The sequence below is a fragment of the Caballeronia sp. ATUFL_F1_KS4A genome, from assembly GCF_023630905.1.
Classification (GTDB): Bacteria; Pseudomonadota; Gammaproteobacteria; order Burkholderiales; family Burkholderiaceae; genus Caballeronia; species Caballeronia zhejiangensis.
The window spans coordinates 70,486-87,135 of record NZ_JALQEB010000040.1; the positions used below are offsets into that span (position 1 = coordinate 70,486).

Annotated in this window: 12 protein-coding genes, 1 tRNA gene and 1 pseudogene; 7 read left to right on the forward strand and 7 right to left on the reverse strand. The window is 63.2% G+C overall.

From position 1 onward, the window contains the following. Positions 1-21 precede the first annotated feature (21 nt). Both NCS03_RS27820 and NCS03_RS27825 read right to left on the reverse strand, forming a co-directional pair. On the reverse strand, positions 22-690 hold the full coding sequence (locus tag NCS03_RS27820; protein ID WP_008346995.1) for a haloacid dehalogenase type II: 669 nt from the start codon (positions 688-690) through the stop codon (positions 22-24). A gap of 176 nt (positions 691-866) precedes the next feature. After that, entirely contained in the window at positions 867-2,345 is a 1,479-nt protein-coding gene (locus NCS03_RS27825; RefSeq protein WP_250458262.1) for an aldehyde dehydrogenase family protein, read from the reverse strand. 244 nt (positions 2,346-2,589) lie between these two features. On the opposite strand from NCS03_RS27825, the gene NCS03_RS27830 reads away from it, so the two are divergent. Then, positions 2,590-3,462: a GNAT family N-acetyltransferase gene (locus NCS03_RS27830; protein WP_250437423.1), complete on the forward strand. Its 873-nt coding sequence runs from the start codon at positions 2,590-2,592 to the stop codon at positions 3,460-3,462. A 7-nt stretch (positions 3,463-3,469) separates the two neighbouring features. On the opposite strand, the gene NCS03_RS27835 is transcribed toward NCS03_RS27830, so the two are convergent. Both NCS03_RS27835 and NCS03_RS27840 read right to left on the reverse strand, forming a co-directional pair. After that, positions 3,470-5,047, reverse strand: coding sequence for an ABC transporter substrate-binding protein (locus NCS03_RS27835; protein ID WP_250530240.1), 1,578 nt, complete (start codon positions 5,045-5,047; stop codon positions 3,470-3,472). Positions 5,048-5,098: 51 nt separating this feature from the next. Then, on the reverse strand, positions 5,099-7,126 hold the full coding sequence (locus tag NCS03_RS27840) for an oxidoreductase (protein WP_502801549.1): 2,028 nt from the start codon (positions 7,124-7,126) through the stop codon (positions 5,099-5,101). Positions 7,127-7,222: 96 nt separating this feature from the next. Here NCS03_RS27840 and NCS03_RS27845 point away from each other — a divergent pair, with 96 nt between their 5' ends. Beyond that, complete coding sequence (locus tag NCS03_RS27845) at positions 7,223-8,197, forward strand: LysR family transcriptional regulator (protein WP_250530242.1); 975 nt, start codon at positions 7,223-7,225, stop codon at positions 8,195-8,197. Here NCS03_RS27845 and NCS03_RS27850 read toward each other — a convergent pair. Continuing rightward, on the reverse strand, positions 8,186-9,394 hold the full coding sequence (locus NCS03_RS27850) for a mechanosensitive ion channel family protein (protein ID WP_034470218.1): 1,209 nt from the start codon (positions 9,392-9,394) through the stop codon (positions 8,186-8,188). The genes NCS03_RS27845 and NCS03_RS27850 overlap by 12 nt on opposite strands. 152 nt (positions 9,395-9,546) lie before the next feature. Between NCS03_RS27850 and NCS03_RS27855 the strand changes: the two genes are divergently transcribed. Then, positions 9,547-9,631, forward strand: a tRNA-Leu gene (locus tag NCS03_RS27855). Between the two features lie 50 nt (positions 9,632-9,681). Here NCS03_RS27855 and NCS03_RS27860 read toward each other — a convergent pair. Continuing rightward, positions 9,682-10,611: pseudogene (locus NCS03_RS27860) on the reverse strand (LysR family transcriptional regulator); the annotation flags it as partial. A gap of 112 nt (positions 10,612-10,723) precedes the next feature. On the opposite strand from NCS03_RS27860, the gene NCS03_RS27865 reads away from it, so the two are divergent. Next, a complete protein-coding gene (locus NCS03_RS27865) occupies positions 10,724-12,076 on the forward strand; it encodes an NAD(P)/FAD-dependent oxidoreductase (RefSeq protein WP_250437431.1) in 1,353 nt (450 codons plus the stop codon). 7 nt (positions 12,077-12,083) lie between these two features. Here NCS03_RS27865 and NCS03_RS27870 read toward each other — a convergent pair whose 3' ends face one another. Next, complete coding sequence (locus tag NCS03_RS27870) at positions 12,084-12,332, reverse strand: adhesin (RefSeq protein WP_175981421.1); 249 nt, start codon at positions 12,330-12,332, stop codon at positions 12,084-12,086. Between the two features lie 350 nt (positions 12,333-12,682). On the opposite strand from NCS03_RS27870, the gene NCS03_RS27875 reads away from it, so the two are divergent. The 3 genes from NCS03_RS27875 to NCS03_RS27885 all read left to right on the forward strand — a co-directional run bounded on the left by NCS03_RS27875 (position 12,683) and on the right by NCS03_RS27885 (position 16,644). Continuing rightward, the gene (locus NCS03_RS27875; RefSeq protein WP_250522344.1) at positions 12,683-14,215 is read left to right on the forward strand and encodes a complex I subunit 4 family protein; all 1,533 of its coding nucleotides are present in this window, start codon (positions 12,683-12,685) and stop codon (positions 14,213-14,215) included. Positions 14,216-14,379: 164 nt separating this feature from the next. Next, a complete protein-coding gene (locus tag NCS03_RS27880; protein ID WP_008347015.1) occupies positions 14,380-15,684 on the forward strand; it encodes a dicarboxylate/amino acid:cation symporter in 1,305 nt (434 codons plus the stop codon). 12 nt (positions 15,685-15,696) lie between these two features. After that, a complete protein-coding gene (locus NCS03_RS27885; protein ID WP_008347016.1) occupies positions 15,697-16,644 on the forward strand; it encodes an amino acid ABC transporter substrate-binding protein in 948 nt (315 codons plus the stop codon). Positions 16,645-16,650 lie beyond the last annotated feature (6 nt).

The following is a 16,650-nucleotide window of genomic DNA, read 5'->3' on the forward strand; positions in this document are numbered from 1 at the left end:
GCTCGCGTGAAGTGGCTTCGATTACAGACCGAGTTGACCGGCGAGATCGCCGATGGTGTCCACTTCGTAATACTCGTAGTACGGCGTGCCCGGCTCGTGGCCGCGCTTCACGAACGCCTTGTGCTTGATGCCCATGTCGTGCGCGGTCATCAGGTCGTAGCGCAGGCTCGACGACACATGCAGCACGTCTTCCGGATTGCAGTTCAATTGGTCGAACATGTACTCGAAGCCCTGCATGCGCGGCTTGTACGACTGCGCCTGCTGCGCCGTGAACACGCGATGAAACGGCGCGCCGAGCTTGTCGACGTTGCTCTGAATCTGATCGTCCGATGCGTTCGACAGAATCACGAGCTTGTACTTCTTCGCGAGACGCGAGAGACCTTCCGGCACATCCGGATGCGGGCCCCACGTCGGCACGGCGAGGTAGTATTTTTCGGCTTCGGCTTCGTTGAATTCGACGTTCATGCGCTCGCACGCGCGGCGCACCGAATTGACGATCACGTCGCGATACGGCTTCCACGCGCCGAGCACTTCGTCGCGGCGATAGCCCGCGAAGAACTTGACGAATTGTTCGAGGTCGTCGCCCTGCAGGCGGTCTGCGTACATCTCGCGGGTCATGTCGGCCATGCGGAATTTCGTCAGCGTGCCGTAGCAGTCGAACGTGATGTACTTCGGCTCGAAATCGATCATGATGTCAGTCCTGTCGTGTGTTGGTTGAAACAAGAAACAGCGAAGTGTCGAGAAAATTTAAACAAGGCAAAAATGACTGATGGCGTTGAATGCGTGCCTCGCGACGATATAAGTCATGCGTTTTGAGGCGTCGCCACAGCAGAAAATGCGGCGCACGTTTGGAACGATCGTGCGCTTCAGACTTCCGTATCGATGAGCACGCTCTTGAAGCGCAGATTCGCTTCGTAAGCCTGCCGTCCGAGATCCTTGCCAATGCCAGAGCGCTTGTAGCCGCCCGTCGGAATCACGAAATCGCTGGTACGTCCATAGCGATTCACCCATACCGTGCCCGCTTCGATGCCGCGTACCATGCGCAACGCGCGACCGATGTCCGCGGTATGCACGCCCGCAGCAAGGCCGTAGTCCGGATGCGCTGCGAGTTCCAACGCTTCTTCTTCGGTGTCGAACGACTGCACGGTGAGCACCGGGCCGAAGATTTCATTGCGCACGGCGTCGCTCTCCTGCGTGACGTCGCACAGCAACGTTGGCGAATAGAACGCGCCGGGCGTCGCGGCATCGGCACGCTTTCCGCCGCAACGCATGGTCGCGCCGTTCGCGATGCTGCGCTGAACGATCGCATCGATGCGCTGCGCCTGCGGCTCCGAAATGATCGGCGGCAAGGTCGTGCCCGCAGCCCAGGTCGCGCCCGCTTTCAGTTCGCCGAATGCTTGCGCGATGCGATCCGTCAGTTCTTCGGCGATGCCGCGCTGCACGAGCAGCCTCGATCCCGCGACGCACACTTGCCCCGCATTCCCCGTGATGGCGCCCGCGATGCGACGTGCGACCTCATCGATGCGCGGTGCGTCGGCGAACACGATCTGCGGGCTCTTGCCGCCCAGTTCCAGCGTGACCGGCTTCGTGCCGCTTTGCGCGCATGCGGCCATGATCGCGGCGCCGGTGTGCGTCGATCCGGTGAACGTCACTTTGCCGATGCGGGGATGACGCACGAGCGCATCGCCGGTGGTGCGGCCATCGCCCTGAACGACGTTGAAGATGCCCGGCGGCACGCCCGCTTCGAGCGCGAGCTCGGCGAGACGCAACGCGCTGAACGGCGTCATCTCCGAAGGCTTCAGCACGACCGCGTTGCCCGCCGCGAGCGCGGGCGCGGTCTTCCATATGCCCATCACGAGCGGAAAGTTCCACGGAGCAATCGCGCCGATCACGCCATACGGCTCCGCGATCGTCATGCCGAGATGTCGATGATCCGTTGCCGCAACATCGCCGCCGATCTTGTCGGCAAGCTCCGCATAGAAGCGGATGCTCTCGGCGGTGAACGGCACGTCCCAGTTGTATGCGTCGCGCACCGGCCGCGTCGAGCCGATCGCTTCGAGCGGCGCGAGATTCGCAGCGTCGGCAGCGACGAGATCGGCGAACCTGCGCAGCACGCGTGCGCGCTCGCGTGGCGCGCGGCGGGCCCAGTCGCTCTTTTTGAACGCGCTGTAGGCGTTCTGCACGGCGTAGTCGATCATCGCGTCATCGGCGACGGGCACCGAGGCATACGCGACGCCATCCGACGGACGCGTTACCTCGATACGCGACGCGCCCGCATCGATCAGTTCGCCGCCGATGAAGTGCCCGCTTCTGATGACGATGCTGGCAGGATCGAACCGGTCCATATGCGTGAGTCCTCCTCGGCATGTTGCGTTGACATGACTCCATCGTAGGGCCAGCGCGCCGGCATATTTCGCCGACAAAATTGCCGATTCAGCACAGCGCGCGCGTTCTTGCCGCGATAACCTGCGGTTTTGCGTTGCACCACGCGGCGCAATCTCGGGCCGTGCGGGACAGGAAGATCGTCCTAGCCATGCGCGCTGCGCGGTGTCAAAGTCACGGTAAATGTCTTCAAACTGAGGAGGCCGCGTGCCTGACTCGAACAATAACGAAGTGGTCGAATACCGGGCTTTCACGCTCGACGACCTTCCTGCAGCGCACGCGTTGTCCGCGTCCGTGAAATGGCGGCATCGCGCGGACGATTGGCGTTTCGCGGCGCGTATCGGCAGCGGCTTCGCGGCGGTCGATCAGAACGGTGCGCTCGTCGGTACGGCGCTCGCGTTTCAGTTCGGCGCGGATGCGGCGACGCTCGGCATGTTCATCGTGTCGCCGGAACATCAGCGGCGCGGCATCGGGCGCGGACTGCTCGACCGCCTGCGTGCGAAGCTCGGTCCGCGCATGCTGCTGATCCACGCATCGAACGAAGGCAAGCCGCTTTGCGTGGAACGCGGCTTCGAAACCATCGACACCATTCATCAACATCAGGGCGCGGCCTTTCAGCCGCCGCTCGTTTCGCTGCCGCCGGGCGAACGGCTCCGTCCGATCGGCGCGAAGGATACGCCGCGTCTTGCCGCGCTGGCATCGCGCGCAAGCGGGCTGGATCGCACGGAACTCATGCCGCAATTGCTCGATGTCGCGAGCGGCATCGCACTCGATCGCGATGGCGAACTGATCGGCTTCGCGCTCTTCCGACGTTTCGGCGATGGTCACGTGATCGGCCCGGTCGTCGCGCCCGAGTCGGCGGACCAGAACCGCGCCAAAGCGCTGATCAGCTATTGGCTCGCACTGAACGCGGGCATGTTCGTGCGCATCGATACGCCCTTGCGTTACGGCCTTTCCTCGTGGCTGGAAGGACTCGGCCTGCCGCTCGTCGATACCATCGAGCAGATGGCGCTCAACGGCAAGCCATCCACCGATGCGACGTTCACGCAATTTGCGCTGACGAGCCAGGCCGTGTGGTAATCGATCGTCACGCCTTCGCGAGCCACGCGAACTCCGCGAACCGATAGCCCATCACGCGTCCTGACGGCGTCCCCTTCAAGCCGCGCAAGTTCGAGCTTTGCGCGTCGATGAAGTTGATGAAGGCCGGAATCACGAGACTGTTCTTCTCGTAGACGATGGTCTGCATGTCGCCGTACATCTGCTTGCGCTTCGCTTCGTCGCGTTCGCGGCGCGCCTGTATCAACAGTTGATCGAACTGCTCGTTCTTCCAGCCGGACTCGTTCCAGTTCGCGTTCGAGCGAAAGAACTGCGTGTACAGCAGATCGAGCGTCGGGCGCGGCAGGATCGAGCCGTAGGTCATCGGATACTTCATCCAGTAGGTCGTCCAGTAACCATCGGCGGGCACGCGGCGCACGTTGATGTCGACGCCCGCCTGTTTCGCCGCCTGCTGGATCAGCATCGCGGAATCGAGCGCGGTCTCGACGGATGGCGGCGCGATGATCTCCGCACGCGCGCCCGGCGTGCCGGCCTTCTTGAAGTGGAACTGCGCCTTGTCCGGATCGAACGTGCGCTGAGGCAATCCCTTCATGAAGTATGGATGCCACTCGGGCACCGGATGATCGTTCGCGAGCGTGCCGTGTCCGCGCAACATCACGTTCACGATGCGCTGGCGATCATGCAGATACTTGATGCCTTCGTTGAAGTCCGCGCTCTTTGTCGGCAGCATGTCCTGCCGCAGCGCGAGATCGGAATAGAGTTGCGACGGACTTTCGAGCACGGTCACCTTGCCGGTCTGCTTCACGCGGTCGACATCGCGCGCGGGCAGTGGCGAGATGAGCTGCACATCGCCCGCGAGCAGCGCATTGGTGCGCGCTGCATCATCGCCGATGCCGATGATCTCCACTTCATCCAGATACGGACGCCCCGGCTTCCAGAAGTTCGCATTGCGCGCGCCGATGCAGCGTTGCGCCGGCGTGAACTCCTTGCATGTGAACGGTCCCGTGCCGTTGCCCTTCGAAAAATCGGTCGTGTTCGCGGCGACAATCACGAGATGCGGAATCGCGAGCAGCGCGGGAAGATCGACGTTCGGCTCGGTCAGCGTGATCTCGACTTTCAACGGTCCCGCCGCCTTCACCGAGCTGATGCCATCCGCTATCGATTTCGCTTTCGAGCCGGTCGCCGGGTCCTTGTGGCGCATCAACGAGAACACGACATCGTCGGATGTCAGCGGCTTGCCGTCGTGGAAATGCACGTTGGGCCGCAGTGTGACGGTCCATGTCGTGAAGTCGTCGGATTCGAGCTTCTCCGCGAGCGCGTTCTGCGTCTTGAAGTCGGCGTCGAGTTCGGTGAGGCCGCTATAGAACATGTACGCGCGAGCGTAATCGCCGGTATGCGTTCCCTTCGCGGGATCGAGCGAGTCCATCAGCGACTGATTCGCGAGCGCCACGCGGATGCGTCCGCCGCGTTGCGGCGCGGGCTCGTTCCCGGCGAATGCAAGCGACGATGCGCCCGGCAAGATCAGCGTCGCCGCACCCGCCGCGGCAAGCGTTTTCATCGCCTTGCGGCGGCTCGGATGGGCAACTACGAAGTCCTTCGGCAATGTCATGTGAGCCTCGCTCGTTCATTGTCGTTTCAACGGATGAGATGCAACCTGCCTTCACAGCGCCATGCAAAGCCGATAGGCGTCATAGATGGCCGTATGGATATCGCGCGACGCGCTGGCATCGCCGATGCGGTACAAGTGGAACTGTCCTTCCTCGCGTTCCTTCGCTTCGGGTTGCGGCTTGCCTGTCGCGAATGCTTCGACATCGGTGTAGCCGTCATTGGCCGAATACATGCGCGCCGCTTCGAAGAGATCCTCGACCGCGAGCATGCCGCGCTCGACCACGACATGATCCGCTTCCATCTCGACGAGCTCGTTCGTCAGATGATGACGGAACACGGCGCGGCGCTTGCCGCCATCGGTCGCGCTCACTTCGATCAATTCGATGTTCGTGCGGACCGGCACATCCCAGCGCGCGATATTGCGCATCCAGACCTGATCGTCGCCGCGTCCGCCGGTTTCCTGCGCGGGCACGCTGTCGATGAGCGCGAGCGATACAGCAAGGCCCGCATCGACATATCGCTCGGCGCAGAGATACGCGTTATGCCGGCCCGTGCCGTCGTAGACGAGCACGCTGCCTTCGCGCGGCGGCGTTTCGGTGAGCGCATCGAAGACGGACTTGCAGAGCTCGCCGCCCGGCAACGCATCGAGATTCGGCAGGCCGCCCGTCGCGACGATGACCACATCCGCGCCATGATCGAGCACGTCGCTCAACTCGGCGTAGTGGTTGTAGCGCACATCGACAGCGAGCTTGTCGAGTTGCGCCACGCGCCAGTCGACGATGCCGATAAGATCGCGCCGCCAGCTTCCCGTCGCCGCGAGCAACATCTGTCCGCCCGCCTCCGAGTTCGCCTCGAGCACGGTGACGTCATGGCCGCGCGTCGCGCAGATGCGCGCGGCTTCGAGGCCCGCAGGTCCCGCGCCGACGATGAGCACGCGCTTCTTCTGCGCGGCCTCCGGTATGTCATGCGTGAGATACGTCTCGCGCGATGTCGCCGGGTTATGAATGCACGTCGCGCGAAAGTTGCGGCAGAACGATGCGCCGACGCACGGCCTCGCTTCATCCTCCTTGCCTGCTTCGACGAGCTTCACGAGATGCGGCTCCGCGATATGCGCGCGCGTCATGCCGACCATGTCGAGCAGACCTTCGCGTATCGCATAACGCGCCGTGGCGAGATCGGCGATCTTCGCTGCGTGGAAGACGGGCAGATCGACCGCGCGCTTGAACGCGGCCGCTTTGGGCAGCCACGGTGCAGACGGCACGAACATGCCCGGCATCGAGTTGACCGCGAGCGACATCTTCGTGTCCATGCGCCCGAACGTGACGTTGAAGAAATCGAACAGACCCGTGCTCTGCAGGATGCGCGACATCTCCAGCCCTTCCTCGAAGCTGCATCCGTCTTCGAGCGCGAAGCGAAAGCCGACGATGAAATCGTCGCCCACCTGCTTGCGTATTTCTTCGTGAACCTCGATTGCGAAGCGCACGCGATTCGCCGTCGAACCGCCGTATTTATCGGTGCGCAGGTTCACGGTCGGGTCCATGAACTGGCCGATGAGATGCCCGCCCGCATGCGTTTCGATGCCGTCCAGACCGCCATCGCGGCAGCGCTTCGCCGCAAGGCCGAAGTCGCGGATCACGCGTTTGATGTCGGCATCGTGGATAGCCTGCGGCATCGCCCGATGCAGCGTTTCGCGCACGGCCGATGGCGCGATCATCGGCAGCCACGGTTCCGTGTATGCATCGCCGCGCCGCCCGAGATGTGTGATCTGGCACATGAGCGCTGCGCCGTGCGTATGGACGCGATCGGAAAAGCGCCGCAGATGCGGCACCACGGCATCGGTCGAGACGTTGATCTGCTGGAACGTATTGGGACTGTCGAGGCTGACGTTCGACGAGCCGCCGAACATCGTCAGCGCGATACCCCCTTTCGCCTTTTCCTCGTGATACCGTTGATAAACCTCCTGAGGGAATTCATCACGCGTGAGACGGCTCGCGTGACTCGTGCTCATCACACGGTTTCTGAGTACGAGATGCCTGAGGGCAAAGGGCTGAAGCAACGGGTCCGACGAAGCAGTGGTCATGGCCTGCGAGAAGAAGTAAGCGTCGGACTCAAGGTAAGGAGGTCAATATGCGCCGTCAAATTACAAATGGATGCACGCCCCTTAACATGGTGTTGTATGAGTCTGCGACTTCCGTCCCTTCAGGCACTGCTCGTCTTCGAAACATCCGCGCGGCTCTTGAGCTTCACCAAGGCGGCCGGCGAACTCAACGTGACGCCCGTCGCCGTGAGCCGCATGGTGGCGCGTCTCGAAGACGCGCTCGGCTTCAGGCTCTTCGCTCGCACGAAGCTAGGGCTTACCCTGACCGATCGCGGCGCAACATTGCAGCGCGCCGTTGCATCGGGTTTCGGGCAGATCGGCGATACCATCGATGAACTCAAGCGCGATCATGCGCAAGGCGAGATCGTCACGCTGTCGCTCGCGAGCGGCTTCGCCGCGTTGTGGCTCTTGCCGCGTTATGCGGGGTTTCGCCGCGCGTTTCCTTCCATCAATCTGCGCTTGCAAGTGATGGCCGGGCGGCTCTACGGACCGCTCGAAGATGCGGACCTCGGCATCCGGCTGCATGGTCCGGGTTCGGAGAAGGAACCGCTTCTTCTTTGTCCGGAGATCATCGTCCCTGTCTGTAGTCCGAACTATCGCGCCGAATTCGGCCCGCTCGATACGCCGGCGAGCATCGAAGGTCACGCCTATATTCATCTCGACGTGACCACGCTTTCCTGGGCGGATTTTCATCGTGCGACGGGGCTGTCCGACAAGGGCATCGGCGAAGCGGTGCATCACACCGATCCCGGACTCGCCGTGCAATGCGCGATGCTCGGACAAGGCGTCGTGCTCGGCTGGCTGCTCGCGATCGCGGCGCCGTTGAACGAGGGCAAGGTCATTCCCGCGTGGGACCGATACATCGAAACGGGCTGCAATTACGTGCTCGAACATCGCTCGTCGAATCCGTCGGAAAGCACCCGCGCGGTGGCGCAATGGCTCATCGACGAAATGAGGAAGGAACTCGACGATGCCCGTCGCGTGCTCGCGCCGCTGAAAGCGGTGCCCAAGCACCGCGCCGATCACGCAAGCATGGTTCGATCACCTTCCTGAGGGCGCGGACACCGAACGCTCGCGCTGCCAGCAGCGCAGGCCGAAAAACGGCACGACGCCATAAGCGTGATCGAGCATGTCCGATAGCAACGCCTCGTAGCGCTCCCAGCGAATCTCGTCGATGAACACGCAGATCTCCAGTGCCACGACCGCCGTCGTGGACTGGACGTGGCGAATCACGAGCGGCATGTCGCGACGCACGGCCGGATGCGCGCGCAAATATCCGCTGAGATAGTGCCGATACAAACCGAGGTTCGTGCGGCGCTCGCCTTCGACGGTCACGAGCGGCTGTTCTATCGCTGCGTGCAATTGCGCGAGCAACGCGTCGTCGGGATAGCGGATCGTGTCCACGTCGAAGTGAATCGCATGCCGCAAGCGTCGCGCGCCCGACGCGACCATGCCGCGCCAGTTCTTCACGCTGTTCGTCAGCAGCAGTTGGCTCGGCAACATGACGACGGTGTTGTCGAAGTTGCGCACCTTGATCGTATTCAAGGCAATATCGATCACGATGCCATCGGCGACATATCCGGGCACTTCGATCCAGTCGCCCACGCGCAGCATGTCGTACGCGGCGAGCTGGATGCTGGCGACGAAGCCGAGCAGCGAGTCGCGAAAAATGATGATGAGCAGCGCCGTGATCGCGGAGAGACCGGTGAGCAGATAAACGGGCGAACGCTCGAGCAGCAGCGAAACGACCGCGATCAGCGCGACGAGATACACGACGATCGTGGCGATCTGCAGAAAGCTCTTGATCGGCCGCTCGCTCGCCGAAGGAAAGTGGCTATAGCGCTCGTCGATGCTGTCGCGCAATGCAAGCGCCGCGCGCACCATCGTGTAGACCATGTAGCAGGCCGCGAGTATGGCGAGCGGCTTGCCGAGCGCCGGGATCACCGGAAACGTGAGCCCCGTGAGCAACGGCGCCGCGGCATAGACGATAGCGGCAGGCACGAGCGGCGCAAGCCGATGAAACACGCGATGTCGCTCCGCCGCGATCAGCCACTTGCGCCCTTCCTTGCGTGCGAGCCGGTTGACGATCACGAGCATGATCCAGCGCGTCAGGTAGTAGCAGATGACGCTCGCGAGGAAAATCGCCAGCAGCATGGCGATCACGAGAAGCGTCGCGATGAGCCAGCTATCGGTGGCGACGTTGACCTGCCAGTCGGGTCCCACTTCGAAACGCAAGCTGTTGCCGAACATGGACGCTCCCGTATGGGCGAACCGATGTGATTATTCAGGCGAATCCGACGAGACCGTTGCTTTGCCGAATATTGTAGTAGCGTCGCGACGATGCACGCGATGATCGAAGCCCTTCGCATTTCCCGATTTTCCCGCTACAATTCGGTCCCCTTGCCCAGGTGGCGGAATTGGTAGACGCACTATCTTGAGGGGGTAGCGCCGCGAGGCGTTCGGGTTCGAGTCCCGACCTGGGCACCAGTTGCATCCGCAACGACTTCTGTTTTCTTCTCTCTGCGCGTCGAACGCAGCTTGTGCGTTTCCGGCGGAACAGTCAGGCCCGCGACGGCCGCTCCCGACTGAATCAAGAATTCCCTGAACGCATTGGCGACCTGAGGCAGGCGTCGCTCCGACATATGCACGACATGCCAAGCGCGCTCGATCGGCGTCGAAGGCACGGGAAGCGTCGCGAGCAAGCCCGCCTGCATTTCGAGCGCGCACGCGTGCAGCGAAAGAAACGCCACGCCGAGTCCCGCTTCGACGAGCTGCTTGATCGCTTCATTGCTCGATAACTCGGACGCGGCATGCAGCTTCAGACCCGCTTCCTTGAACAGCCCTTCGATCGCGACGCGCGTGCCCGAGCCGCGCTCTCTGACAAGCAGATTCGCCGATTCGAGATCGGTCAGACGCAGGCGCTTCGCGCGCATCAGCGGATGCGAAGGCGCGGCGACGAACGCCATCGGATGCTTCGCGAATGCGGCGGCGCTCGTGCGCAGTTCGCGCGGCTGCCGTCCCATGATCGCGAGATCGATTTCATTCGTCGCGAGCATGCGGACGATGTCATCGCGATTGCCGATGCGAAACTGCAGCTTCACGCCGGGCCGCTCCTTCGTGAAGCGCACGAGCAGCGGCGGCACGAGATATTCCGCCGTCGTGATCGCACCGATGCGCAACGTGCCGCCCAGTTCGCCGCGCAACGCCGCCACTTCTTCGCCCGCTTCGTTCCAAAGGCTCAGGATTTCGTTCGCGTAACGCGCCATTACTTCGCCCGCAGCCGTGAGCTGCACTTCGCGGCCGACGCGGCGCAAAAGCGGCGTGCCCGCGGCTTCGCCGAGCAACGAGATTTGCAACGAGACCGCCGGCTGCGTGAGATGCAGTTCATCGGCGGCGCCCGAGATGCTGCCCACGCGCGCGACGGTCTGCAGCGTGCGCAACTGACGGAAGGTCGTGGTCTTTAACATTAGTGAAAACTTATGAGTCGGCGATAAATACTAAATAGCGCATATGTTTTCGGGACCTTATATTTTTTCCAACGAGGTCGTCAAGCATCCACACAGCACTTCCGGGAGAGCCATGATGTTGAATCCTTACGCGCAACGGCAGGTCGATTCGCCTCATCGCATCGTGATCGTCGGCGGCGGCGCCGCGGGGCTGGAACTCGCGACGCGTCTCGGCAATAGCGTCGGCAAGCGGCGGCGCGCCGAGGTGATCCTCATCGACCGCTTTCCGACGCACTTCTGGAAGCCGCTTCTGCATGAAGTCGCGTCGGGACAGATCGATGCATCGAGTCATCAGATCGATTACGCCGCGCACGCGAAGTGGAATCACTTTCGCTTCGAGCAGGGCGCGCTCGCGAACATCGATCGTGGACGCCGCGAGATCGTCATCGACGAGACGACCGATATCGACGGACGTCCGCTCCTGCCGAAGCGAACGCTCGCCTTCGATTCGCTCGTGCTCGCGCTCGGCAGCGTGACGAACTTCTTCTCGATTCCCGGCGCGGCGCAGCATGCGCTGACGCTCGAAACGGTGGAGCAGGCGGAAACGTTCCGGCGGCGTCTGTTGTCGAGCCTTCTGCGTTCGAGTCATGCGCGGCAGGCGACGCCCGGCGCGGCGCGCACGCCGGTTTCGGTGACGGTGATCGGCGGCGGCGCGACGGGCGTCGAACTGGCCGCCGCGCTGCGCGGATCGGCGGAAATGCTGCGCGAGTATCACCTCGCGTCGATCGATCCGGCCAGCGACATCCGCATTCGTCTGCTGGAAGGCGCGCCGCGCGTGCTGCCCGCGCTGCCCGAACGCATTTCGACGCGCGCTCAGGACGTGCTCGCCAAGCTCGGCGTGGAAGTGCGGCTGGGTTGCCGCGTGCGTTCGGTGGACGAGCAGGCCGTATCGACCGCGGATGGCGAAACGCTCACAAGCGACATCACGATCTGGGCTGCGGGCGTGGAAGGCGCGCCGGTGTTGCGCACGCTGGAAGGATTGCCGCTGAACCGGCTGGGACAGGTGATCGTCGATGCAACCTTGCAGGTCGAACCCGGCTCAGGCATCTACGCGATGGGCGACTGCGCCGCGTGCGCCGCAGCGAAAGGCGACGCGCTCGTGCCGCCGCGCGCGCAGGCCGCGTTTCAGCAGGCCGTCTATCTCGCCGATGCCCTCGCGCGCCGCCTCGACGAACGCGCCGTGCCGCTCTTCGCGTACCGCGATCAGGGCACGCTCGTCTCCTTCGGACGCGCAGGCGCGGCGGGCGCGCTGATGAGCGAGTTGCTGCGCCGGCCGCTGTTCATCGACGGATGGTTCGCGGCGTCGTGCTACCGGCATCTGTATCGCCGGCACATCATGGGGCTGACGGGCGTCAAGCGGGCGCTGATGTACGCCGCGAGCCAATGGCTGCGCGAGCGCGTGCGGCCTACCGTGAAGCTGAACTGACGCCGATTCAGCGCATTGCGACGGCCGTGCCGGACTCGGCGCGGCCCGACACGAGGCATTGCGACCGGAACGCGTCGCGCTGGCTGCTCGCGGCGGCGTGGCTGAAGCCCTTGCTCAGGGCGTCGAATTCGATCTGCGCCGCGCTCTGCGCGCACGACGACGCGGCCAGGTCGCGTCCCTGCGCGTGGAGCATGGCGCGATCGGCGACGAGATACGCGACGAGCGCAAAGACGACGGCCTTGAATGTTTTCTTCATGCTTGTCTCCTTCCTTGCGTTCTAGGCTAAGGGCCACGCGGCTTCCGGCAAATCAGGGCAAGCCCGAAGCGAACGAACGATTCATTCACGTCGACGTGCCGCCGAGCCCGAATCGGTAAAAAAGTCAAGGTCGTCCGGCGCAATGAATTTGATACGCCGCAATGCACAAAAAACTATTCTTTTGAGTTATCCTCGTTAACCCTTAGGAATACGCCTAAAGTCATTCGGGCTGCGCGCCGGATTCAAGCCTCCGCGCACTCGTCCTGCCTTACATTCCACTGTCAGCGCCTTCCCAGCGAGCACGTTTCTTCGCGTGCTGGCCGTGCTTTGCGCCCGATTTCGACCGAGCTATGCATCTGCCGTCAGTTCTCAGTTTTCTTATCTGGATTCCAGTGGTGTCGGGCATCTTCGTGCTGACGTTCAGCGCATCCGCGACGCTCTCGCGCGCCGTCGCCCTGTTCGGCGCGATTCTCAGCCTGTTGCCCGTCGTGCCGCTGCTCTCCCGCTTCGACGCGTCGTCCAGCGCGATGCAGTTCGTCGAGCGCGTCGAGTGGCTGCCGCAGTTCGGCATTTCGTACCATCTGGGCGTCGACGGCATTTCGCTGTGGTTCACGGTGCTGACGGCCGTCACCACGCTCATCATCTTCGTCGCGTCGTGGCGCTCGGTCACGAAGCAGGTCGCGCAATACTACGGCGCGTTCCTCGTGCTGTCGGGCTGCATGCAGGGCGTGTTCGCGTCGCTGGATGGCATGCTGTTCTTCGTGTTCTTCGAGGCTTCGCTGATTCCGCTGTATCTGCTGATCGGCACGTGGGGCGGCGAGCGGCGCGTGTACGCGGCGATTCGCTTCTTCTTTTTCTCGCTGCTCGGCTCGCTTGCAATGCTGGCCGCGCTCGTTTATCTGTGGACGCAGGCGCATACCTTCGATATCGACGCATGGCGCAACCTGAAGCTCGGCTTCACGCCGCAGATCGTCGTCTTCGTCTGCTTCCTCGCGGCCTTTTCGGTCAAGGTGCCGATGTGGCCCGTCCATACGTGGCTGCCCGACGTGAACTCGGAAGGCCCGACGGGCGCGGCGGTGCTGCTCGGCATGCTGAAGATCGGCGGCTACGGCATGTTGCGCTACGTGTTGCCGATCGTGCCCGACGCAGCGCACTTCTTCGCCCCGGCGATGATCGCGCTGTCGCTCGTCGCGGTGATCTACGGCAGCCTCGTCGCGCTCGCGCAGACGGACATGCGCAAGCTGCTTGCCTACTCGGCAGTCGCGCACATGGGTCTCGTGACGCTCGGCCTCTTTACCTTCGACCGCCTCGGCACCGAAGGCGCGGTCGTGCAGATGCTGTCGTACGGCATCGTGTCCGGCGCGATGCTGCTGTGCACCGGCGTGCTCGTCGAGCGCACGAAAAATGGCTCGATCGATGCCTACGGCGGCGTCGCCAACACGATGCCCCGCTTCGCGGTCTGCGCGATGCTGTTCGCGATGGCCAATGTCGGCCTGCCGGGCACCTCGGGTTTCGTCGGCGAGTTTCTAGTGTTGATGGGCGCGATCCGCCTGAACTTCTGGATCGGCGCGGCTGCGGCCACGTCGCTGATCCTGAGCGCGGCCTATACGCTGTGGATGGTCAAGCGCGTGATTTTCGGCGCGGTGAAGAACGAGCGCGTCGCCGGTCTGCGCGATCTCGGCAAGCGCGAACTCGTGCTGTTCGGCGCGATGGCCGTGCTGGTGCTGGGTATCGGCGTGCATCCGAAGACCTTCACGGACGCGATGGGCCCGTCCGTCGAAAGACTGCTCGCGGCGGCGCAAAGCTCGACGCTGCCCGACGACGGCAGCGCGCCGTCCTACAACGCGCGCCGCGAAGCGGTTTCGGAGCGCACGCCGGGCTGAGTTCCGGCAAAGATGGGACTACGCCGCTAACATTTCGAGTGTTCGCGGACACACGCCGCGGCGCCGCTCTATACTGAGCGGCGCCGCGTTCGTTTTTGCATCGCCTGATCCATCCGAAATTCGCCATTGCATTCGTTCGATATGCAGTCAATGGAGGCCTGGACATGAAGAAGAACTCCGCAGCCATCTGGATTCTCGGCGCGATGGTCATCGGCATAGTGGTTGGCTACATGATCTTCACGAGCTTTCCCGACAAGAAAACCGCCACGGAGATCGCCGGCTACATCTCCCTCGTGTCCGACGTGTTCCTGCGCCTCATCAAGATGCTGATCGGGCCGCTCGTGTTCTCCACACTGGTCGTCGGCATCGCGCACATGGGCGACGCCGCCTCGGTCGGACGCGTGTTCGCCAAGGCGCTCGGCTGGTTCCTCACTGCGTCGCTCATTTCGCTGCTGCTCGGCCTCGTGATGTCGAACTTGCTCAAGCCCGGCGATAACCTCGGCTTGCCGCTTCCCGACATCGGCGCATCGGCGAATCTCGCGACATCGAAGTTCACGCTCAAGGACTTCGTCAGTCACATGGTGCCGCGCTCGTTTGCCGAAGCGATGACCAACAACGAGATCCTGCAGATCGTCGTGTTCTCGATGTTCTTCGGCGTCGCGCTCGCCGCGCTCGGCGAACGCGGCAAGATCCTGCTCGCCGCGATCGATCAGCTGTCGCACGTCATGCTCAAGATCACCGGCTACGTGATGAAGCTCGCGCCGCTCGCCGTGCTCGCCGCGATGGCCGCGACCGTCGCGGTCAACGGGCTGACGATCCTTCTGAAGTTCGCGGTCTTCATGGCCGACTTTTATATCAGCCTCTTTCTGCTGTGGGGCCTGCTCGTGCTCGCGGGCTTCCTGTTTCTGCGGCGGCGCGTGTTCAAGCTGCTGTCGCTCATCAAGGAAGCGTTCATGCTTTCGTTCGCGACCGCGAGCTCGGAGGCCGCGTATCCGAAGATCCTCGACGCGCTCGATCGTTTCGGCGTGAAGCGCAAGATCTCCAGCTTCGTGATGCCGATGGGCTACTCGTTCAACCTCGACGGCTCGATGATGTATTGCACGTTCGCGACGCTCTTCATCGCGCAGGCGTACGGCATTCATCTGCCGATCAGCACGCAGATCACGATGCTGCTGATCCTCATGCTGACATCGAAAGGCATGGCCGGCGTGCCGCGCGCGTCGCTGGTCGTGATCGCGGCCACGCTCAATCACTTCAACATTCCCGAGGCGGGTCTGCTGCTGATTCTCGGCGTCGATACCTTCCTCGACATGGGGCGCTCGGCGACCAACGCCGTCGGCAATTCGATCGCGAGCGCGGTCGTCGCGAAGTGGGAAGGCGAGCTGCTGACGGAATCGGAGGCGGCGAAGAATGCGGCGCGCATCGAGGCCGAACAGGACGCGTCGCTCGCGCATCCCGCGCAGGTCTGACGGAGGCGAGCCATGAAGACGCAGCGCTTCTGGTCGGCGCTGGCTGCGGCCAGCCTGATCGCGATCGCTCCGAACGCGCGCGCGGCCGACGACGTGCAGACACCGCCGCCCGACAACGACGCCTACGCGCCCGCGACGCTGACCGGCACGCTCGCCAAGGCGCGCGACACGGGCACGATCGCGATCGGCTATCGCGATGCCTCGGTGCCGTTCTCGTATCTGAACGCGCGCAAGGAGCCGATCGGCTATTCGATCGAACTCTGCAAGTCGATCGTCGCCGCGATCGGCAATGCGGTGCACAAGAACCTGAACATCCGGTGGGTGCCCGTGACGCCGGAGAATCGCATCGAAGCGGTCGTCGATGGCCGTGTCGATCTCGAATGCGGCTCGACCACGAGCAACGTCGAGCGGCAGAAACGCGTGGCCTTTTCGCCGATCTTCTTCGTGGCCGGCACCAAGGTGATGGTCAGGAAAGGGTCGCCGATCCGCTCGTTTCGCGATCTCGCGGGCAAGAAGGTCGCGGTGACGGCGGGCACGACGAACGAGAAGGCGCTGCGCGATCTCGACCGGAAGTTCGCGCTCGGCCTGCAGTTGCAGATCGTGCCGGATCACGCGGAAGGCTTCGCGCGCGTTGCGAACGGCGAGGCCGATGCCTTCGCCACCGACGACGTGCTGCTCTACGGCCTCATCGCGGAGAACGCGGCGAAGGGCGGCGCGTATCAGGTGATCGGCGATTATCTGTCGTATGACCCGTACGGCATCATGTATCGCAGGGACGATCCCCAGCTTGCACAAGTCGTGAAGGATACGTTCCAGAACCTCGCCGCCGATGGCGAAATCGAGCGTCAATACAAGCGCTGGTTCCTGCAACGTCTGCCGTCGGGAAAAAGCCTCGACATGCCGATGAGCGCGCAACTCGAGAGCATCATCGAGTCGATGGCGGGCGGCGAGGCGCAGTAGCGCGCG